This window comes from Rhizobium sp. AN68 (genome assembly GCF_030758035.1).
Classification (GTDB): Bacteria; Pseudomonadota; Alphaproteobacteria; order Rhizobiales; family Rhizobiaceae; genus Agrobacterium; species Agrobacterium tumefaciens.
Window position 1 is genome coordinate 820463 of record NZ_JARWMI010000003.1, and the last position, 20778, is coordinate 841240.

Below are 20778 nucleotides of genomic sequence, written 5' to 3' on the forward strand. Positions count from 1 at the left end.
CCTGCCAGGCACTCACGATTGTGTGTGCGATAAAAAATGTCCTTATCCCTTGACCTTCCCATGATGGGAATCCTTACATAGTAGCCATAAACGGGCGAAAGTCGCCCCCAGGGAAGTGGCATTATGAATATCGGACAGGCTTCGGATGCATCCGGCGTTTCCGCCAAGATGATCCGTTATTACGAACAGATCGGCCTCATCACCCCCGCCGCCCGCACCGGCAACAACTACCGGGTCTATGGCGAGCAGGACGTGCATAATCTTCGCTTTATCAAGCGGGCGCGCACGCTTGGCTTCTCGCTGGAGGAGACCGAAACGCTCCTGAAACTCTGGCAGGACAAGAGCCGCGAGAGTTCGGCGGTGAAGGACATTGCGCTCGGCCATATCGCCGATCTCGAACAGAAGATTGCCGAGATGAAGGGCATGGTGAAGACGCTGTCCCACCTTGCCCATTGCTGCGGCGGCGACCACCGGCCGGATTGCCCGATCCTCGATGATCTAGCGGCCGGCGTCGAAAAGGCCGCCCACAAGCCTGCGAAGGCCCACTGACGGCCGCATCCCGCCCCGCCGCCAGTCCCTAAACCTCGTCGAACGCACCGCCTTCGCGCGAGGGATTGCGGTCGATCACGCGCTCTTCCGCGTCATCGGGAAGGGCCTCGTCGCTTTCCTGATAGGGGTCGTCCTCGCTCTCGGCCTCTTCTTCCTCGATTTCATGTTCGATGGACTGCGGAATTTCTCCCTTTGCCGGAAGGGCGTCGATATCGAGATCGAGCAGTTCCTCGTCCATGGCGTCTTCGTTAAGAGGTGTGATTTTCTTGCGGTCCATGGTGGTATCCTTTCTGTCTGGTCATTGCGCAAACGACCGGGGAGGCAGAGGGTTCCTGATGCCTGCAAGTTCGCTCGAGTGGAATAGGTGAAAAGGCGCCTTGACCTCAATGGTGCTTGAGGTTCTAGTTTGCCCGCCGTATCGCAAGAATGGAAAGGATACGGCTTTGACGAGTATGGAAATGACGGAGAAAAATAGCTGGTCGGAATTGCTTGGTGGGGCGAACCTCTCGCTTCTGACCGTCATTTCCTCCGGTATCGGCCTGCATGCCTTCAACCAGTTTGCAGTAGTCACGGCCCTGCCGGTCGCGGTGCGCGAGATTGGCGGCGCGGCCTTCTATAGCTGGGCCTACAGCCTCTATTTCGTCGGTTCCGTGGCAGGCGGTGTCACCGCCGTTCTGTTTCGCGAGCGTTTTGGCGCGCGCAGCGTTCTATTCCTGTGCTGCCTTATCTTCTCCTTCGGCTCCGTCATGTCGGCGCTCGCGGACAGCTTTTTATGGGTCGTCATCGGCCGGGCGTTGCAGGGACTTGCCGATGGCTTGATCGTGGCGGTGTGTTACAGCCTCATACCTGCCGGCTTTCGCTCGGCTCTACTGCCGAAGGTCTTTGCCATCGAGGCGGCCATCTGGGCGGTCGCGTCCTTCGTCGGGCCGCTCACCGGCGGGTTTGCCACGGAGCACATCTCCTGGCGCGCCACATTCCTGCTGTCTGCGCCGCTGATCGTGCTGCTGCTGGCCTATACGGCGATTGCGGTCTCGGCGGAACGGTCGGTCGCGACCTCGCGCAAGCCGATGGTGCCGCTGCTCCTTTGCCTCGTTGGCGCATTGGCTTTCTCCGCACCCTCCGCCTTTGAGGATGCCGGTCTGCGCATCATGTCGCTGCTGGTTGGTGCGGCACTGTTGTGGGCGTCGCTTAAGGCGGGCACCCAGCCTTCCACCGGCCTGTTCCCCAGGGATTCCTTCCGGTTGAAAACGGTACTTGGCAGCGGTTTCTGGGTGCTGTTCCTGATGTCCTATGCCCATGCACTCGGCAGCGTCTATCTCGCTTATGTCGCCATCAATCTCTGGCACCATGAGCCGACCTTCGCTGGTTTTATTGTCGTGACGATGCCGCTTGCCTGGAGCTTCGTGGCAATGCTGATCGGCAGCCTGCGTTCGGGCCGCCTGCGGCAGCTTTGCCTGCATTACGGACCCTACCAGATGGTGCCGGGCTGTGCGCTGCTCGGGCTTGGGCTGGCGACGGGGAACTGGCCGGAAATGCTGATCGGGCAGATATTGATCGGTTCAGCTTTCGGCATGTCCTGGGCAGGCATCAGCCAGGCAGCCATGGAAGCCGCGCCGGAAGAGGAGCGCAAGATGACGGGCGCGCTGCTGCCTACGGTCGCGACGCTGGGTGCCGCGGCCGGTGCGGGCGCGAGCGGCACCGTCGCTGCCGCGAGCGATCTCGTTCTGCAGATCGATCGTGCGGATGTAACGATGCCGATGCTCTATCTCTATGGGCTGGGTGTCATCGTCTCGCTTCTGGCGATCCTGACAACCCGCGGCTTGCGAAGCGGACAGCGCTGACGCCTCTGCGGCGTGTGTGCGGTTAAGACTGCGTGGTGGCGATGGTGATCGCCGCCAGATACACCACGAAAGCCATGATCGCGACTGCGCCAATAATGATGACGACACCCTTGCCCGCGCGTTTTTTCTCGGTCTTGTTTTCGTTGGCTTCTGTCGGAAACAGGATGGGATCGCGGGAATCGCTGATTTTTGTCATGCCGTTTCTCCTTTGAGCGGTTGCTGCTTATCAACCGCAGATCCGCCAAAAGGTTCCTCACGGACGCAGCGCCCAGCTGGTGGCGTGCACTACAGCCCCCGGCGCTGCCTTGAAGAGCGCTGAACGCACGGGCTCGAAACCCTCTATGCGTTTTGTGCCCACATACCGGCCCCGGTTGGCGAACACTTCGATGGATCCGTAGTCCAGAAAGACGCGGATGTGCGAGGCCCTTGCCCCTCTGGCGATATAGTGCGGCGAGGGGCCATCGCGCCCGTCATCATGGCGGATCCACAGGCCCGTTTCATCGGCGATGAGGCCCAGTGTGACCACGGGATGATCGAGCACCAACTCGAACGGTGTGCCGGGCGAAGCAAGCTCGATCAGCATCTCCACCGCACCGTTGATGAAGGTGACGCGCTCCCCGGCCGCCAGCCGCGTGCGATCGACAATATGGCTTCGCAGGCTTTCCGCCGCACCGATTGGCGGGGTCAGTAGCTCGCCGTTCGAATAGTGGATCCGGCGCGGCAGCGTCATGGATGTCGGGAAATCGATCTCCGGATTGGCATCCGCCCAATTGGCGAGCCAGCCGATGCCGATGATGCTGTCGCCATCCAGAAACGCCTGGAAGGCGTAATTGTCGGTGCCGAAATCCAGCTCCTGCCCAAATTCCTTGGTGAAGACCTTGCCGTCGAACCAGCCGACATCGGCCATGGTCAGGTTCTTGCGGCCGGTTTCAGGGTCTTCGGAATGCATCAACCCATAGACCAGAACCCAGCGCGTGGATCGGGCATTGGCCGGGCCGTCGAGCGGCAGAAGGCAGGGGCATTCAATGGCAGTGGTCTTGTAGCGCGTTTCCACCCAAAGCTTGCCCACATAGGTCCAGCCTGACGCCGCCGTCGGGTCCAGCGTCTCGTAAAGCAGGATGACGCCGCCACCGTCGCTCTGACTTCCGAGCAGCATTTTCCAAAGTCCATCCGGGCCGCGAAAGACGTAAGGATCGCGGAAGTCCGGCGTCAGCCCCTGTCCGTCCGGGCGATGGCCGAGAATGACTTCGGCCTGTCCGGCCATGATGAGATCGGAAGAAGTGGCGGTGAGCTGGATCTGCTGTTCGGGAATGCGATCCTGCACCTGCTCGGTGAAGAACACGCGGATGCCCGAACCTTCGACCAAAGGAATTGTCGAGCCGGAATAAGCGCCGCCGCGCTTGTCCGGCCGCGTCGTCAGGTCCTCGGAAGGGAAGAGGAAGATCGGCAGATGCCGCCAGCGCAGGTAATCGGAGGAAACCGCGTGGCCCCAATGCATGGTGTTCCAGCGCAGCCCGTGTGAATAATGCTGGTAGAACAGATGCGGCCGTCCTTCGAACCGGCCAAAGCCGTTCGGATCGTTCATCCAGCCGAAGGGCGGGCGGAAGTGGTAGCTGTCAGGCAGTTCCGGTGCGGCATTGTCCGGCTTGGTATGGACGACGGTTATGCCGGTTTCCAGCACGTCGGCGGCGGTGAACCAGTAGATGACGGAAACGGCGGTCGTGACAGTATCGTAGCTCAGTTCCACATGGCCGCCGCCGAAGACCTGATAGATTCTAAATCCGAACTCTTCCGTGTTGAGGCTTGAAACCTCAGCGAATTTTCCATTCGGATTGGAAAAGGAGACGGCGCCGGGTTCCGCCGGTTTTTTCGCCTTCAGCCATACATGGAAAGTGGCGTTAACAGGCAGATCGGTGTGCAAGATGCGGATTGCGCTTTCCGGCTCGGCGGCTACGGCTTCAACGACGGTCATTCCCGTTCCTTTCGTTGCGGCTACTTTGGTTCAGGAAACGCAACGAATGGGACGAAAGAAAGTTCAACCGCCAGAGGTTTCGCCGTCGCCAGCCTCGTATTTGCCATCCAGCTCGAACAGCAGCCCGTCTGGATGATAGAAGGTGCGGCCTTCGCCGGAGAAGTAAGCCGCAACGATCTGGTTGGTCAGCCGCGAGCCGAAACCCGTACGCGTCGGCGTCCTGACCGCAGGTCCGTCCGTCTCGCGCCAGCGCAGTTCGAAGCGGTCATCCTCGTCCAGCGTCCAAAAGATTTCGATTTTGCCGCTCTCGTTGGAAAGTGCGCCATATTTCATCGCGTTGGTGGCCAGTTCATAAATGGCCAGAGACAGGCCCAGCGCCTGTTGCGGCGCGATTTCCATGTCCGGTCCGGAAATCGTTACGCGCGCCTTGTCGTCGAGATGCGGATAAACGGACTCGCGGACAAGCGCGGAGATGCTGGCACCCTTTCCCGAAGCATGAATGAGGTTCTGGGCGTTGCCGAGTGCTGCGATACGTCTTTTGATGGTGTCGCGCGCATCCTCAAGCGTCTGCGAATGGCGCAGGGTGGCGCTGACGACCGCCGTGGTGATCGCCATCGTATTCTTGACCCGGTGGACGAGTTCGCGCCGCAGAAGATCCTCCCGGCTGCGGCTCTGCACCGCTCCGGTCGTGTCGACGGCTATGTCTATCAGCCCTGCGATCTTGCCCTGGTCGTCGTAAAGCGGGCTGTAGGAAAAGGTCCAGTAGGTGTCTTCGGGGTAGCCGTTGCGGTCCATGACGAGATGCATGTCCTCGGCGAACGTGCCCTTGCCGGAGAGTGCCTGATCAACGAAGGGTTTCACATCGTTCCAGACATCGGACCAGATGATGTGAAACGGCTTGCCGAGCGCACCCTCTTCCTTCAGCCCAAGAAACGGGCGGTAGGCGTCGTTGTAGACGATGTTGAGGTCAGGCCCCCAGAACAGACAGATTGCATGGCCTTGCTTGAGGATCATCTGCACGGTGGTTTTGAGTGATACCGGCCATGTCTCTATCGGCCCCGTGCTTGTCGACGCCCAGTCGAAGCGGCGGATGGCCTCGCCCATTTCACTGTCGTCATAGGGGAACTCTGGCACGAATTTATCCTGCTTGCATTGCGGCTCATTCATTGGATGTTTGTATGTTCAAATATACCTGTAGTTCAAATTGATTTTTCCAAACTCCGCTGCGGCTTCCCGTAATTGTGGCTATTCACCCCTCGCAACCGGGCGGAAAAAGGGCCATATCAGGTAAAAGCAGGGAGTTTACCCGTGATCAGATTCGACAATTCCTATGCCCGCCTGCCGGAAAGGTTCAGCGCCGCCGTCTTGCCAACGCCGGTGAAGGCGCCACGCCTCATCGCCTTCAATCGGGCGCTGGCAGACGAGCTTCTTCTCGACGTCTCAGGCCTCGACGACGACAGGCTGGCGGCGATCTTTTCCGGCAATGTGGTACCGCAAGGGGCCGAGCCGCTGGCGATGGCCTATGCCGGCCACCAGTTCGGCGGTTTCGTGCCGCAGCTCGGCGATGGTCGTGCCATTCTTCTCGGTGAAGTCATCGACAAACACGGCAAACGTCGGGATATCCAGCTGAAGGGCTCCGGCCCGACGCCGTTTTCGCGAAGGGGCGACGGGCGCGCGGCGCTCGGCCCGGTGCTACGCGAATATATCGTCTCCGAGGCAATGTTCGCGCTCGGCGTTCCCGCGACAAGGGCGCTCGCCGCCGTCCTGTCCGGTGACAGGGTGCAGCGCGAGGTGGGTCTGCCGGGCGGGGTTTTCACCCGTGTTGCGGCAAGCCATATCAGGGTCGGCACCTTCCAGTTCTTCGCCGCGCGCGAGGATGATGAGGGGATCAGAAATCTTGCGGATTATGTGATTGACCGCCACTATCCCGAAGTGAAAAACGCGGACAATCCCTATCTCGCCCTGTTGCAGGGCATCGCTCAGAGGCAGTGCGAACTCATCGCCCGATGGATGATGGTTGGCTTCATCCACGGCGTGATGAATACCGACAATATGGCGATCTCCGGCGAGACGATAGACTTCGGTCCATGCGCCTTCCTTGACGAATACAACTCGAACAAGGTGTTCTCCTCCATCGACGCACAGGGGCGCTACGCCTTCAACAATCAACCGGGTATCGCCCAATGGAACATTGCAAGGCTGGCGGAATGCCTGTTGCCGCTGCTTGACCCTCAAGTGGAGAAAGCAGCCGAACTCGCAAACGCCGTGCTCGCTGATTTCGCCGCCGCGTTTCCCAAGCGCTGGCTTGCCGGCATGCGCGAAAAGCTTGGGCTGACGGGCGAAGAGGAGGGCGATATCGAGCTGGTGCAGGCGCTTCTTTCGCTGATGCAGGCATCGGAAGCCGATTATACGCTGACCTTCCGGCGTCTTTCTCACGCGGTAGAGGGCGATGCCGAGCCGTTTCGCGGCATGTTCATCGATATCGCGGCGGCGGATGCATGGCTGGCGCGCTGGCAGGAGCGGGCCGGGCGGGATGAAGTTTCTGCCTCCGAGAGGTCGCGGGCGATGCTCGCCGTCAACCCGGCCATAATTCCCCGCAACCACCGCATCGAGGAACTGATCGAGGCGGCGGTGGAAGACGGCGATTTCGAACCGTTCCACGCCATGCTGGCGGCGATTGCCACGCCATTTGAGGAACGGCCGGACAATTTCGTCTACATGCAGCCGCCGATGAGCGATGAGAAGGTGTTTCGGACCTTTTGCGGGACGTGATTTGGGAGAGGCATTCCGCCGCTCGTCGTCATGCTCGGGCCTGCCCCGAGCATCTGCTACCTATCGATTTCGTGAGACGTTAGATCCTCGGGACAAGCCCGAGGATGATAGTGTCGGGGCCGATTGCTCCCGTTAACTCACCCAACCCGGGCCAGCGGCTCATGCGCGCCGTAATATCTTCCAAACCGGTTTTCCAGGAATTTCGGCAGGGCCACTTCTTCCTGCCGGACAAACCCCTTCTGCGGCAGGGCGCCTTCCGCAAGCAGGTCGAGAACGGTGCAGATACCGGCTGCGGTGGTGATCTGGATTGCGCTCATCATCCGGCCGGAAACGGGGCCGGCATAAACCTTGTTGGCATAGGTTTCCTGCAGGAACCGGCCGTTGCGGGTGCCGCAGACGGTAACGAAGACAATGACCACGTCCTGCATGGTGCCGGGCAGGGCGTTTTCGAACAGGTCCTTCAGCACATCGCGGCGGTTGCGCAGGTTGAGGTCGTTCAAAAGCGCCTTCATGATCGCGACATGGCCGGGATAACGGATGGTGCGGTAATTCATCGTCCGCACCTTGCCTTCCAGCGTCGCACATAGCGTGCCGAGGCCGCCCGAGGTGTTGAAGGCCTCATAGGTCACGCCGTCGAGCGAGAACTCTTCGCGCTCTTCCAGCGCCGGAACGGCGGTGAGGCGGCCTTCGACGATGGCTTCGCAGGGCTCGATATACTCGTTGATCAGCCCGTCCGTGCTCCAGGTAAGGTTGTAGTTGAGCGCATTGGACGGATATTGCGGCAGCGCGCCGACACGCATGCGCACGCTGTCCAGCTTGTCGAACCGGGCGGCAAGATCTGCGGCGACGATGGAGATGAAACCGGGGGCAAGGCCGCATTGTGGAATGAGCGCGGTCTCAGCCGTTTCCGCCAGTGCCTTGACCTTGCGGGTGGATTCGACGTCTTCAGTCAGATCGAGATAATGCGTGCCGACTGTAACCGCAGCTTCCGCAATGCCCGCCGTCAGGTGGAAGGGGGCAGCGGAAAGCACGGCAAACTTGCCTTTCAACAGCGCTTCCAGCGCCGGACGGTCGCCAATGTCGACGATTTCAGTGTCGACACGCTCATGCGCCGGCACATTCGTCAGCTGGTCTGCCGAGCGATCGGCAACCGTGATGCGATAATCGCCGGTGACAGCCAGCATCCAGGCGATGGCTGAACCGATATTGCCCGCGCCGATGACGACGATGTTTTTCATGTTTTTGTTCCCCGCAGTAAATTTATATGCCTCTGCGCACCGGATGCGCTTCATAGACAGAATGCCAGCTTTTTTGGACGATTCGCAGCTTCACTATGTGCGGATAGTGGGTTAATATTGGACAATTAGACGACAGGATTGGTCACTATGACGATTGCCGACAAGGACCGGGCGCTGCTCGCCCTGCTTTCCGAAAACGCCCGCATGCCGGTGGCGGAACTGGCCCGCAAACTCGGCCTTTCGCGCACCACCGTGCAGGCTCGCATCGAGCGGCTCGAGGCCGAAGGGGTGATCGCCGGTTATGGCCTGAGACTTTCGGAAAGCTATCTTTCCGGGCTGGTGCGCGCCCATGTGCTGATCACCATCGGGCCAAAGGCGCTGCCCGGCGTGACGGCGGCGCTCACCGCCATCAAGGAGGTGACAACGCTGCATTCGGTCAGCGGCACTTTCGACCTGATCGCCATTCTGGCAGCACCTTCCATTCTCGACCTTGACCGGTTGATCGACAGGATCGGCGCGCTGGACGGCGTGGAACGCACGCTATCGTCGATCATTCTTTCCACGCGGATTTCTCGGTAGGTGTTGGAGGGTTTGGCAGGTAAAAGGTGGACGAGTGCGCGCAATGCTCTCGTCTCCCTCATCCCTTTGACAAGCACAGAAATCAGGAAGGCGGGGGTCTGCCTTACCCTACCCACCCCTCTCGTCATAAGCCTTCTGTGCCGCCAGCACCGCGTCCATATTGCCCTCCGCCCAGTGGGCCAGTGCCGCAACCGTGTCGGTCAGCGTGCGCCCGAGCGGCGTCAGGGAATATTCGACCGTGACCGGCACCGTCGGAAAGGCCTGCCGCGAAATCAGGCCGTCGCGCTCGAGCTTTTTCAGCGTCTGAGACAGAACCTTCTGCGAAATGCCCTTGATTTCCCGCCGCAGCAGGTTGAAGCGCACCGCGTCCACCCGCAGCTTGTCGAGGATCAGCAGCGCCCATTTGTCAGCGATCCTGTCCAGCACCATGCGTGTGGGGCAGCGATCCTCGTAAACGTCATAGACATGTTCCATCGTCTCATCCCGCTCTGAAAAGCCCGGGTCGGTTTCCTTGAGGATACCAGATAACCGGAAAGTGCTCTCTTTTCCTGATTTCGAATACGCAGTACGTATGTTTTCGAAACATGGTTTCTACTGGATACTACGGAGATTTGAGATGACTGGCAAGATACTCGTAATCGGTTCCACCGGCACCATCGGCACGCCGCTGGTAAAGGCGCTTTTGGCCAGGGGCGAAAGCGTGAAAGCGGCCTCGCGCACCGGCAAGGCAGCCGAAGGCGCGGAAGGGGTGCGCTTCGATTATACCGACGCCTCGACCTACACGGATGCCTTCGATGGCGTTGATCGCCTGTTTCTGATCCTGGCTGGCGGGCGTCTGGATGCAATCGACGCGCTGACGCCGGTTGTCGAGGAAGCTGCCCGCCGCAATGTGAAGATCGTGTTCCTCAGCGTCTTCGGCGTCGATGCCGACGATTCCATTCCCTATCGCCAGGTGGAACTGAAGATCATCGCTTCCGGCGCGCCTTACGTCATTCTGCGCCCCAACTGGTTTGCCGATAATTTCCACACCTACTGGAAGGCCGGCATCGAACACGGCCAGATCGCCGTTCCGGCAGGTGAGGGCAAGTCGAGCTTCATCGACGTGCGCGATATCGCCGACAGTGCAGCGGCAGCGCTGACCTCGACGGCTTTCGACAATAAGGCGTTCAACCTGACCGGGCCGAAGGCTTTCAGTTACGGCGAGGCGGCCACGATCATCTCGAAGGCCATCGGCAAGCCGGTCGGCTATAGCGCGGTTTCGGACGATGTTTTTATCGGCATTCTGACCGGCGCTGGCGTTCCGAAGGATTACGCCGCCTTCCTCGCGTCGATCTTCTATCCGGTGCGCGAAGGCTGGACGTCGGCGGTCACCGGTGATGTCGAGACTTTGACCGGCCACGCACCGCGCTCGCTGGAAACCTATGTGGCCGACCATGTGGCCGCGCTGAAGGACTGACGCTCAGAAACCACACGCCCGTCGCGTCACGCCGGATCGGTGGAGCCGCGGCGGGCCTTGAACAACATCTTCAGCCGCTGGATATCATCCGCATTCCAGCCCTGCGGTGCGGTTACCTCCATCCAAGCATCGATATAGTGCTCCGGCGCGTAGACATGGCCGTAACCGATCGGCGCCGTGGTGGCGGCGGCAACATCAAGACCGAGCTGCAGCAGGGTCACGACCGGGAACCAGCGGAAGGATGTGGAGACGTCAGGGCCGTGATGAACCATCCATTGCGGTCGCCGGTAAAGCGATGCGGCCTCGAAGAAGGTGATCGGGTCGCTGGCATATTGCAGATAGACGATGCGCATCGGGCCCCACTTCGCATCAGGCATATGCGCAGTGGTATATTGGTTGGCGAAGCGGATGACCGAGGAATCGCGGAAACGCGGCAGCCATTCCGGCGTACCCGCCACGCGCCCATTGGTGGCCATGCGCCATGTGGGGCTGGAAAAGGGCGGACCGCTCCACAGCGCACCCTGGAACGGGTCCGAGAGCACGTCGTAAAGATCGGATGATTTCTGCGAGTTCAGCGAACCGAGACTCAGCCCGTGCAGATAGAGTTTCGGGCGCGTCTCCTTCGGCAGGGTGGTCCAGTAACCGTAGACGGCCTGAAACAGCGCGCGCGCCGTTTCCACACCGTAATCCGGTTCGGTCAGAAGCGCGATCCAGCTGGAAAGATAGGAATATTGCACGGCAACGCTGGCGATATCGCCGTCGTGCAGATATTCGACCGTATCAAGCGCTTCCGGATCGATCCAGCCGGTGCCGGTGGGAATGACGACCAGCAACACCTTGCGCTCGAACCCGCCAACCCGCTTCAGCTCCTCCAGCGCAAGTGCTGCCCTTTCCTCGGGCGTTGCCGCAGAATTCAGGCCTGCATAGACCCTGAGCGGTTCCCTGGCCGGGCGGTGGGTGAAGGCGGAAATCTCCTGTGCCTCCGGCCCGCCGGCCACGAATTCGCGGCCTCTGCGGCCAAGCGATTCCCATGTCATCAGGGAAGCGCTGCTGCCGGTTTTGAGCGCATCGGAAGGGCGCGGTACATCCGGCTCGATCAGCGCATCCACCTGTTTCAGCGAGGAATCGGCAAACTTCAGGCCGATATCGAAGATCAGACCGTTCAGCAGCATCCATGACAGCACGATGGCGGCGGCTATACCGAGCACATTGGCGAGCCGGCGCGGCAGGAAGTGACGGCTGCGCACCGAGAAGAATCGCCGGATGAGCTGGAAAAGCCGTCCAGCGCCGATGAGGAGGGCGGAGACCAGCACCGCAACGCCGCCGGTCTTGGTGGGGTGGGCGCTGGGCAACGGATCTAGCTCCATCAGGATACGGATGGAATTCTGCCAGTCTTTCGCCTGCCAAAGAAACGCGATCGCCGTTATCGCGCTGGCAAGGGCGATGAGAAAGCGGATGCTGCGCCGGTTATGGCGCGAGGGGTGGGGCAATTCCAGGTAGGTCCAGATGGCGGTGAGCGCCACGCCGATCAGATAACCGATGGCAAAGGAAAATCCGCACAGCACACCTTGCATCAGCCATGTGCGCGGCAGAAGAGACGGCGTGAGCGAAGCGCAGAACAGAATAGTGCCAAAGACGATGCCGGTTGCCGAAAGACCCGCAAACAACCGCCCAACCCATTGTTTCAACAACTTGACTTGCCCCTTTTTCCCGCCGTCTGGCACGAGTGTAGTATGCGCAGGGCGAGGGTGCAAACCCTGTTAGCAGGATAAAAATCACAATTATAGGAAAATAATCCTTTACAGCGTGACGGTGGTTTGATAGGTTTAGGTCACAGTCGGAGATTTGCGGCTGAGCGGCAAAGGTCGGTTTAACCGATGCTTTTTCCGCGACACGTCATTTCTCTCGCAGGTCCACCTCATGGCAAATATCCTCAATTGCGATCTGGCGCTCCACGGCGTCTGGCAGGAAAGCTGCGCCTATGGCGGCGAGGGCAGGCTGGAGGCCGCACCCGAGATAAAATCGCGGGCCGACAAGCTGGCTGCCGAAGATGCGGCGCGCAATGGCAATCTGCGGCAATTGCTGAACGAGCTGACGGTGGAGATGCGCGAACAGTTCTGCATGTACCGCAACCTGCGGCAGACAAGCGAAGCGGCATTTTTATCAACGGTGGAGGATGCCTCGGGCAAACAGGCGCGCGCCGACGTGAAGGCCGCAACGGATCAGCTTTCGCTGATTGTGCGCACACTGGAACGGATCGATGCCCTGCAACGGGTGCTGGCAGAAGAGAGGCAGGCTCTTGCCGGCGAGGACGAAGCCGATACCGAAGATTACGAAATGGCGGTGGCGCATTTCCTCAAACGCATCGACGAACTGGCGGAACAGAAATGCCGCGCGAGGCTGGAGGCAGATCTGGCTCGTAGTCCATCTACAGAAGCTGACACATGACGGATGTTTCGAGCGAACCCCAACTGCAAAAGCAGGTCTTCACCCTTCTGCGCGACTGGCGTTTCATCGGCAACCTGCCGCAACAGCCGCCTGAGGGTGACTGGCGGACGTGGCTTCTGATCGGCGGGCGAGGATCCGGCAAGACCCGCGCCGGGGCCGAATGGGTGCACAGGATTGCGTCCGCCGGCAAGCAATCTGATCTGCGCATCGCGCTTGTTGCGGAAACCCTGGGGGATGCCCGTGAGGTGATGATCGACGGCATTTCCGGTATCTGCCGTATCGCCCGCCGTTGCCGCCCCGCCTTCGAGGTATCGCGCCGCCGGCTCATCTGGCCAAACGGGGCCATGGCGCAGGTGTTTTCCTCTGAAGACCCAGAAAGCCTGCGCGGCCCGCAATTTCACATGGCTTGGGCCGATGAACTTGGAAAATGGAAATATCCGCAGGAAACCTGGGACATGCTGCAATTTGGCCTGCGTCTTGGTGAGGCCCCACGGCAATTGGTGACGACGACGCCACGGCCCATTCCCCTCCTGAAGGCGCTTCTCGCCGACCCTTCGAGCCGGGTGGCCAAAATGCCGACGGCGATGAATGCGCAAAATCTCTCACCGGGTTTCCTGAAAGCCATGCACGACCGTTACGGCGGTACGCGGCTGGGGCGTCAGGAAATCGGCGGCGAACTGATTGATGAGCGCGAAGGCGCGCTGTGGAAACGTGCCGATCTGGAAGCAATTGTGGAAACCGACCATGAGTCGCTGGCGCGGATCGTGGTCGCGGTAGACCCGCCCGCCGGTATCGGTGAAAATTCCTGCTGCGGCATCGTGGCGGCCGGGCTTGGCATATCAGGCAAGTTGGTCGTGCTTGCGGATTGTTCGGTGGAAGGTGAAACACCGGGCGGCTGGGCGCGGGCCGTTGTCGCCGCCGTTCGCCGTCATGAGGGCGACCGGGTGGTTGCGGAAGTCAATCAGGGCGGCGAGATGGTGCGGGCAATGTTGCAGAGCATAGACGCCAATCTGCCGCTGACCCTGGTGCGGGCAAGCCGGGGCAAGTTCACCCGCGCCGAGCCGGTGGCGGCACTCTACGAACAGGGCAGGGTACGCCACGCCGCACGGTTTGAAAAACTAACCGACCAGATGGCGGATTTCGGACCTGACGGCCTTTCATCCGGACGCTCGCCCGACCGGCTGGATGCGCTGGTCTGGGCAATAACGGCGTTGACGACGACTGTGGCGAGTGAGCCGAGGGTGCGCGGAATGTGATATAGGCGCTAATTGGCCCCATGAATGAGAGCCAATTGCCTATCTAGCCGATGCATATTGGTTCTTCTCCCCGACGGGGAGAAGAAATCCGGGTCGCCGTCAACGCCCAAAATCGGACGTCTGGCAGATCCTACTTCTTCGGAGACTGCGTGGGTTTCGGCTGAGAACCGGTTTCGCGCATCTGGCGCCACTCGTTTTCAAGCCGGTCATAAACGGTCTGGGGGATTGTCGCTGTCATGGTGGCATTCCTCCTTGAATGGTCAACGCTGCGGAAGTGCGCGGTGAATGGAGTTAGCGCGCTAAGGTTCCGCAACTCAAGGAATTTTTTACCTCAAAACCCCGGTCAGCGGATTAAAATCGATTAGGATTTTTTCAAATCGATTTAGTTCTGACGGCCGTCATGTGGAAAAAACAAAGGGTGATATCGCCCCCGATTTTCAGGAGCCGGCTGTGGCCTATGACGAGGCGCGATTCTTCGCGTCGGTGCGAATTTCCATCTACGGTGGTCGCCTGCGAGCTGCACAGCTTGACGGCACGAAGACGATCCTGGCCGGCTTCGGCAAGGCCCTGCCGGGCGGTGATCCCCGCTGGCTCGCCTACATGCTGGCCACCACTTTTCACGAGACGGCTGCGACCATGCAGCCGGTGCGCGAGACATTGGCGGCAAACGATGCCGAGGCGATCGCAAGGCTGGACCGGGCCTTTGCGGCAGGCAGGCTGCCCATGGTGCGCAAACCCTATTGGCGGCCAGACGCCGAGGGCAAAAGCTGGCTCGGGCGCGGTTTCGTGCAACTGACGCATCGCCGCAATTACGAGGCCATGTCGCAGCTGACCGGTGTGGACCTTCTGGAGCGTCCCGAGCGCGCCATGGAACCGGATGTGGCAACCGCGATCCTGATCCACTGCATGATAGCCGGCAGCTTTACCGGCCGGAAACTTGCCGATGTGTTCGAGGGCAAGCGTGAGGATTGGGAGGGCGCGCGCGCCATCATCAATGGCCGCGACCGGGCACGGCTTGTCGGGGACTACGGCCGGGCATTTCATCGCGCCCTTTTGGCGGCGCGGATTGAACCGGCGCGGGCCAGATGATAACCCGTTAGCAAGCGCCGCAAGGGCCATATTCGAATTTGCATGACAGGTGACACCGTGATCCGCCATATCGTTTTTTTCACCGTTCCCGAGGAAAACCGCGACGCCGTGCGCAAGGGGCTCTCCGGCCTCACCGCCATACCGCATTCGCTGAAGCTGGAAATCGGCGAGAATGTGAAGAAGGACCAATGGGGCAATTCGGTCGATTTCATCGTCTATGGAGAGTTCGAAAACGAGGCGGCGCTCGCCGCCTACAAAGCCGACCCCGCTTATGATCTTTCGACGCGCACGGTGAAGCCGCTGCGCGAGACGCGGGTTGCCGCTGATTTCAACAGCGATACGGCAGTGAAAGCGCCAATCCGGTAAGTTTCGTCAAGACTCGGGCCCTCCACCCTCATTCCTGAGCCTGTCACAGGAAGCCAGCCGACGCGCGTCTGCGCGGCAAAAAGAGTGCTTTCAGTCCAAAAACTTGGGCTGGCTGAATCCCTGTCACGAGCACAGGGATGAGTGCCTGGCGGGAAACTGAGCCCGCATTAAAACAAGGACAATTCCATGCGATTTCCGTTTTCCCTGCCGTGGCGGCGCCCGGCGGATGGCAGAGCCGTGCCTGAACGCAAGACAGCGGCGGGCGGCTTCATGGCGGTTGCGGCGCAGGGTGGGCAGGCATTCTGGACCGGCCGCTCCTATGCCGCACTCGCCCGCGAGGGCTTCATGAAAAACCCGGTAGCGCACCGCGCCGCCCGCATGGTGGCAGAAGCCTCCGCATCGGTGAGCTGGCTGCTTTACGATGGCGATGAGGAGATCGGCGATCATTCGCTGCTCGCACTTCTAGGCAAGCCGAGCGCTCATTTGGGCGGGCCGGACTTTTTCGAGACGCTGTATGGCCATCTGATGTTGGCTGGCAACGCCTATATCGAGCCGCTAGTGGTCGGCGAACGACTGCGCGAGCTGCATCTTCTGCGGCCGGACCGGGTGAGCATCATCGAAGGCGCGGATGGCTGGCCCGTGGGTTACGATTATCGTGCCGAGGGCCGCGCCATCAGGCGCATTGCCTCTGAACGTGACGGGCTGGGGCTGCTGCACCTGAAGCTTTTTCATCCGCTGGACGATCGGGCCGGGTTCGCGCCACTTGCTTCGGCGGGCGCGGCTCTCGATCTGCACAATGCCGCAAGCCAGTGGAACAAACGTCTGCTCGACAATTCCGCTCGCCCTTCCGGTGCACTGGTCTATCAGCCAAAGGAGGGTGGCAATCTCTCCACCGAGCAATATGAGCGGCTGAAGCGCGAGCTGGAGGAAGGTTATCAGGGCGCGATGAATGCAGGCCGGCCGCTTCTTCTGGAAGGCGGTCTCGACTGGAAGGCCATGGGGCTTTCGCCGCGCGACATGGATTTTCTGGAAGCGCGCAACGGTGCCGCACGCGACATAGCGCTTGCACTCGGCGTACCGCCGATGCTGATCGGCATTCCCGGCGACAATACCTATGCCAATTACCAGGAGGCAAACCGCGCTTTTTATCGTCTCACCGTGCTGCCGCTGGTCAACCGCACGGCGGCACGGCTCTGCGGCTGGCTATCGCCGATTTTCGGCTCCGGGCTGCGGCTGGAACCGGATCTCGACAGGATCGCCGGTCTTGCCGGTGAGCGGGACGCCCTGTGGACAAGGATCGGCGCAGCGTCGTTTCTGACCGACGAGGAAAAGCGGGAGGCGGTGGGGTATTAGCCACCGTGCTTGAGCCACCTGGCCGCGTCTTCGACCAAATTCTGAACCAGCGGAATCGTTTTGTGAGGTTCGCCGTTCAAGCGATTCTGAAGACTCGCGAAATGGCGTTTTGAAACTGCACACCCGACCTGCGGGCGACGCGACGCGTCTGTCCGATTTTTCACATCCTAAACCGGAATGATTACCCATGTCTGAATTCGCCAATGAAGGCGGCATCTGGGCCGCCCGCATCACCGGTGCCGTCGCAGGCGCGGGTGTGTCGCTCGTCTACCTCCTGCCGAAAAGCAAACGCGAGGCGGCGAGCCGTTTCGTGACCGGCGTCTCCTGCGGCATGATCTTCGGCGGCCCCGTGGGCCTGTGGATCGTGCAGCAACTCGAGATTGCCGGCGCGCTTTCAGGCCGGGAAATCATGGTGGCGGGCTCTGCCGCTGCCAGCATGGTGGCCTGGTGGGGGCTTGGCCTGCTGGTGCGCGTGGCCGACCGTTACAACGCCCGTCCGCGCGCTTAGCCTCCACGCGGCACCCCCTTTTCACATCGCAGGAGTTTCCCATGCACGTCTATCGCGGGCCGCGCCCCGCCACGCGCAAATTCGCCAATCTGGAACTGCGCGGCATAGCTGGCGACGGCACGTTTTCCGGTTATGCCAGCGTCTTCGGCGAGGTCGATCTCGGCCGCGACGTGATCGAGCGCGGCGCTTTCCGCCGCTCCATCGAGGAACGGGGTGCGGGCGGTATCCGGATGCTCTACCAGCACGATCCGGCCGAGCCGATCGGCGCATGGCGTACCATCCGCGAGGATCAGCGCGGGCTTTACGTGGAAGGTGTTCTCGCCCCCGGCGTCGCGCGTTCGCGCGAGGTCCATTCGCTGATGAAGACAGGCGCGCTGGACGGGCTGTCGATCGGTTTTCGCACGGTACGTTCCAGCAAGGAGGGGCGCTCCGGCAAGGCGGCACGCTCTGGCGTCAGGCGCATTCTTGAGGCCGATCTCTGGGAAATCTCTGTGGTGACCTTTCCGATGCTGCCGTCCGCGCGGGTATCGGATGTCAAACACGCCCGCTTCTTCCGCGACCGCGAAACCGAGCTGATGCGCACCATGCGCCGCGCGGCGCGTTCGCTTTTCGACACAGCCTTCAAACGCTGACTTCCTCCCAAACACTTCCGAAAACAAGGATGGCGACATGACAGACCAGATGACAAAACCGGCCGCAATGACGGTTGCGCCGCAGGTGAAGGCCGTGCCCGATACGATGACGGCGGCCTTCGACGAGTTCATGGAGGCCTTCGAGACCTTCCGCGACACCAACGACCAGCGGCTTTCCGATATCGAACGCAAGATGGGGTCCGACGTCGTGACCCGCGACAAGCTCGACCGCATCGACAAGGCGCTCGATGACAACCGCAAGATCATGGACGATCTGGCGCTCAAGAAAGCGCGCCCGGCGCTCGGCCGCAAGCAGGCGCATTCCCTCGATACGGATGAGCACAAGGCCGCCTTCGAGGCCTATATCCGCCGGGGTGAGGAGGGCGCGCTGCGCGATCTGGAGGCCAAGGCCTTTGCCGGATCGACAGGCGCCGATGGTGGTTATCTGCTGCCCACCGAAACGGATGGCGAGATTGGCCGCCGCATGACGGCGATTTCACCGATCCGGTCGCTTGCGACCGTGCGGCAGGTTTCCACTGCCGTGCTGAAGAAGCCGTTTTCGCCGGGTGGATTTGCCACCGGCTGGGTTTCTGAAACGGCGGCTCGCCCCGAGACGACGACACCGAAGCTCTCCGAACTTTCCTTCCCGACCATGGAACTCTACGCCATGCCTGCCGCAACCCAGGGGTTGCTGGATGATGCGGCCGTGGATATCGAGGCCTGGATCGCCTCGGAAGTGGACATTGCCTTTGCCGAACAGGAGGCAGCGGCGTTCATCGCCGGCGACGGTACCAACAAACCGAAGGGTTTCCTCTCCTATACGGCCGTCGCCAATGACAGCTGGAGCTGGGGGAATATCGGTTATGTCGCCACCGGTGTTGCGGGTGGCTTCGCCTCCGCGGGGCCAATGGATGTGCTGCTGGATGCCGTCTATGGGCTGAAGGCAGGCCACCGCCAGAACGGCAACTTCGTGATGAACCGCAAGACGCAAGGGGCGCTGCGCCGCTTCAAGGATACCAGCGGCGCCTATCTCTGGCATCCGCCCGCTGCCGTCGGGCAGCCCGCCTCGCTGATGGGCTTTCCCGTGATGGAGGCCGAAGACATGCCGAATGTCGCGGCAAACAGCTTCGCCATCGCTTTCGGTGATTTCCGCGCCGGTTACCTCGTGGTGGACCGCACCGGCGTGCGCATCCTGCGCGATCCCTATTCGGCAAAACCCTATGTGCTGTTCTACACCACCAAGCGCGTGGGCGGCGGCGTGCAGAACTTCGAGGCGATCAAGCTGGTGAAGTTCGGGGTGAATTGACCGCAATCTTCCCCGTCACCCCGGACCAAGTCGGGGGTGACGGCGTGCGGATGCTACATTTTCGCCAAACGCTTTCGGCCGGAATTCTTTCTGTCCCATATCCGGAGACCCCATGACCTATGCCCTCATTCATCCGCCGCAGGCGGAGCCGCTGACGCTTGCCGAGGTGAAGGCGCATTTGCGTCTCGACGGCGGCGACGAGGATGCGCTGCTGGCTGCGCTGATCCGTACCGCCCGCGAGCATCTGGAACGTACGACAGGACTTTGCCTGATACGCCAGACCTGGCGGCTCTATCTCGACCGGTGGCCGCCGAGTGGCATGATTCTGATTGGTAAGGGACCGGTGCAAACCATCGAAACGATTCTGGTTTTTGACGGTCAAGGGCGCGCGGCCGACATCACAGCCGCCGACAGATTGCTTGACGGCGAGGCGCGCCCGGCGCGGCTGTGGCTGCGCGACCCGCCAGCACCCGGACGGGTTATGAACGGCATCGAGATCGACTTCATTGCCGGTTACGGTGAGGCGGGAACCGATGTGCCCGATACGCTGAAACGCGCCATGCTGATGCATGTGGCCCAGATGTTCGCCTTCCGCGGTGCCGTTGCTCTGGAAAATCAACCCGCAGCGGTTCCGGCCGGTTACGAGCGGCTGGTGTCGCCGTTCTGCCGTGCGGGGCTCTGAGCCATGAACCTCGTTTTTCTCGACCCCGGCAAGCTTACGGCGCGGTTGGAGCTGGAGGTGCGCAGCGAGGTAACGGACGGGCAGGGTGGGGCCGCGGAAAGCTGGAGTTTCCTGCGTTCGCTCTGGGCTGCCATCGAACCTGTTTCGAATGCCTCGCATGAGCGGGCCTCGGCTGAGGGCGTAACAATCACCCACCGCGTCTGGCTGGTCTGGCGCAGCGACATTGCCGCCGGCATGCGCTTTCGCAAGGGACGGCGCATTCTGGCGATCCGGGCCGTGATGGATCCGGACGAGACCCGTCGTTTCATCGTCTGCCGCTGTGAGGAGGAAAGCCCGTGAGTGCCGCAAATGTGCTTCTACAGGCGATTTTCGCAAAACTTTCCGGCGACGCTGCTCTGATGGCGCTCATCCCCGGCGGTATCGTCGACCGGCTTTTGCCGCGCGCCATCCTGCCCCTGATCGTTATCGGCGAACTTGAAAGCCGCGATTACTCGACGGCGACGGAAAAGGCCGAAGAACATTTTCTGTCGCTGGACATCTGGGGCGATGTCAATGGCCGCAGGTGCGCGGGTGAGATTGCCGGGCGGGTGAAAACCCTGCTCGACGATGCCGCCCTTCCGCTTGTCGGTATCTCGCTCGTCAATCTGCAGCTTCTCTCCAGCCGTTCGCGGCGCGAGCCGAAGACACGGAACTTCCTCGCAGAAATGCGTTTCAGGGCCGTAACGGAATAG

Annotated in this window: 23 protein-coding genes; 16 read left to right on the forward strand and 7 right to left on the reverse strand. The window is 61.1% G+C overall.

All coding sequences use genetic code 11. The features are described 5' to 3' along the window. Positions 1-123: 123 nt before the first annotated feature. A complete protein-coding gene (gene cueR, locus RBH71_RS17055; protein WP_003512071.1) occupies positions 124-549 on the forward strand; it encodes a Cu(I)-responsive transcriptional regulator in 426 nt (141 codons plus the stop codon). Between the two features lie 28 nt (positions 550-577). Here cueR and RBH71_RS17060 read toward each other — a convergent pair whose 3' ends face one another. Further along, a complete protein-coding gene (locus tag RBH71_RS17060; protein WP_003512073.1) occupies positions 578-826 on the reverse strand; it encodes a hypothetical protein in 249 nt (82 codons plus the stop codon). Positions 827-1001: 175 nt separating this feature from the next. On the opposite strand from RBH71_RS17060, the gene RBH71_RS17065 reads away from it, so the two are divergent. After that, the gene (locus RBH71_RS17065) at positions 1002-2390 is read left to right on the forward strand and encodes an MFS transporter (RefSeq protein ID WP_003512075.1); all 1389 of its coding nucleotides are present in this window, start codon (positions 1002-1004) and stop codon (positions 2388-2390) included. 22 nt (positions 2391-2412) lie between these two features. Here RBH71_RS17065 and RBH71_RS17070 read toward each other — a convergent pair whose 3' ends face one another. The 3 genes from RBH71_RS17070 to RBH71_RS17080 all read right to left on the reverse strand — a co-directional run bounded on the left by RBH71_RS17070 (position 2413) and on the right by RBH71_RS17080 (position 5496). Then, a complete protein-coding gene (locus RBH71_RS17070) occupies positions 2413-2586 on the reverse strand; it encodes a hypothetical protein (RefSeq protein WP_003512077.1) in 174 nt (57 codons plus the stop codon). A gap of 57 nt (positions 2587-2643) precedes the next feature. Then, positions 2644-4362 (reverse strand): glycoside hydrolase family 32 protein, encoded by a 1719-nt coding sequence (locus RBH71_RS17075; RefSeq protein ID WP_003512079.1) that lies wholly within the window; start codon positions 4360-4362, stop codon positions 2644-2646. A gap of 63 nt (positions 4363-4425) precedes the next feature. Continuing rightward, on the reverse strand, positions 4426-5496 hold the full coding sequence (locus tag RBH71_RS17080; protein WP_233283638.1) for a sensor histidine kinase: 1071 nt from the start codon (positions 5494-5496) through the stop codon (positions 4426-4428). Between the two features lie 177 nt (positions 5497-5673). Between RBH71_RS17080 and RBH71_RS17085 the strand changes: the two genes are divergently transcribed. After that, positions 5674-7134: a protein adenylyltransferase SelO family protein gene (locus RBH71_RS17085; protein WP_035251743.1), complete on the forward strand. Its 1461-nt coding sequence runs from the start codon at positions 5674-5676 to the stop codon at positions 7132-7134. Positions 7135-7271: 137 nt separating this feature from the next. On the opposite strand, the gene RBH71_RS17090 is transcribed toward RBH71_RS17085, so the two are convergent. Continuing rightward, positions 7272-8372: a saccharopine dehydrogenase family protein gene (locus tag RBH71_RS17090; RefSeq protein ID WP_003512083.1), complete on the reverse strand. Its 1101-nt coding sequence runs from the start codon at positions 8370-8372 to the stop codon at positions 7272-7274. Between the two features lie 147 nt (positions 8373-8519). Between RBH71_RS17090 and RBH71_RS17095 the strand changes: the two genes are divergently transcribed. Further along, a complete protein-coding gene (locus RBH71_RS17095; RefSeq protein WP_003512084.1) occupies positions 8520-8951 on the forward strand; it encodes an Lrp/AsnC family transcriptional regulator in 432 nt (143 codons plus the stop codon). Between the two features lie 108 nt (positions 8952-9059). Here the strand turns inward: RBH71_RS17095 and RBH71_RS17100 are convergent, their stop codons facing one another. Then, a complete protein-coding gene (locus tag RBH71_RS17100) occupies positions 9060-9425 on the reverse strand; it encodes a winged helix-turn-helix transcriptional regulator (RefSeq protein ID WP_003512085.1) in 366 nt (121 codons plus the stop codon). 142 nt (positions 9426-9567) lie between these two features. Between RBH71_RS17100 and RBH71_RS17105 the strand changes: the two genes are divergently transcribed. Beyond that, positions 9568-10407 carry an SDR family oxidoreductase gene (locus tag RBH71_RS17105; RefSeq protein ID WP_003512086.1) on the forward strand — a complete coding sequence of 280 codons (840 nt, stop codon included), beginning with the start codon at positions 9568-9570 and terminating at the stop codon, positions 10405-10407. Between the two features lie 26 nt (positions 10408-10433). Here the strand turns inward: RBH71_RS17105 and RBH71_RS17110 are convergent, their stop codons facing one another. Then, positions 10434-12074: an alpha/beta hydrolase gene (locus RBH71_RS17110; protein ID WP_013635730.1), complete on the reverse strand. Its 1641-nt coding sequence runs from the start codon at positions 12072-12074 to the stop codon at positions 10434-10436. A 253-nt stretch (positions 12075-12327) separates the two neighbouring features. On the opposite strand from RBH71_RS17110, the gene RBH71_RS17115 reads away from it, so the two are divergent. The 11 genes from RBH71_RS17115 (at position 12328) to RBH71_RS17165 (ending at position 20778) form a co-directional block, all read left to right on the forward strand. Further along, positions 12328-12855 carry a hypothetical protein gene (locus RBH71_RS17115; protein ID WP_003512088.1) on the forward strand — a complete coding sequence of 176 codons (528 nt, stop codon included), beginning with the start codon at positions 12328-12330 and terminating at the stop codon, positions 12853-12855. Beyond that, positions 12852-14111, forward strand: coding sequence for a DNA-packaging protein (locus tag RBH71_RS17120; protein WP_003512090.1), 1260 nt, complete (start codon positions 12852-12854; stop codon positions 14109-14111). Before RBH71_RS17115 ends, RBH71_RS17120 begins: the two co-directional genes overlap by 4 nt. A 450-nt stretch (positions 14112-14561) precedes the next feature. Then, the gene (locus tag RBH71_RS17125; protein ID WP_035251745.1) at positions 14562-15200 is read left to right on the forward strand and encodes a chitinase; all 639 of its coding nucleotides are present in this window, start codon (positions 14562-14564) and stop codon (positions 15198-15200) included. A gap of 42 nt (positions 15201-15242) precedes the next feature. Further along, positions 15243-15566, forward strand: a complete 324-nt coding sequence (locus tag RBH71_RS17130; RefSeq protein ID WP_003512096.1) for a Dabb family protein — start codon at positions 15243-15245, stop codon at positions 15564-15566. Between the two features lie 186 nt (positions 15567-15752). Further along, positions 15753-16919: a phage portal protein gene (locus tag RBH71_RS17135; protein WP_003512098.1), complete on the forward strand. Its 1167-nt coding sequence runs from the start codon at positions 15753-15755 to the stop codon at positions 16917-16919. 187 nt (positions 16920-17106) lie between these two features. Then, complete coding sequence (locus tag RBH71_RS17140) at positions 17107-17427, forward strand: DUF6107 family protein (RefSeq protein ID WP_003512100.1); 321 nt, start codon at positions 17107-17109, stop codon at positions 17425-17427. A 41-nt stretch (positions 17428-17468) separates the two neighbouring features. Beyond that, positions 17469-18059: an HK97 family phage prohead protease gene (locus RBH71_RS17145; RefSeq protein ID WP_003512102.1), complete on the forward strand. Its 591-nt coding sequence runs from the start codon at positions 17469-17471 to the stop codon at positions 18057-18059. A gap of 37 nt (positions 18060-18096) precedes the next feature. After that, on the forward strand, positions 18097-19365 hold the full coding sequence (locus RBH71_RS17150) for a phage major capsid protein (protein WP_003512103.1): 1269 nt from the start codon (positions 18097-18099) through the stop codon (positions 19363-19365). Positions 19366-19477: 112 nt separating this feature from the next. After that, entirely contained in the window at positions 19478-20047 is a 570-nt protein-coding gene (locus tag RBH71_RS17155; protein WP_003512105.1) for a head-tail connector protein, read from the forward strand. Positions 20048-20050: 3 nt separating this feature from the next. Then, complete coding sequence (locus RBH71_RS17160) at positions 20051-20386, forward strand: phage head closure protein (RefSeq protein ID WP_003512107.1); 336 nt, start codon at positions 20051-20053, stop codon at positions 20384-20386. After that, on the forward strand, positions 20383-20778 hold the full coding sequence (locus RBH71_RS17165; protein WP_003512108.1) for a DUF3168 domain-containing protein: 396 nt from the start codon (positions 20383-20385) through the stop codon (positions 20776-20778). The genes RBH71_RS17160 and RBH71_RS17165 overlap by 4 nt, the downstream gene beginning before the upstream one ends.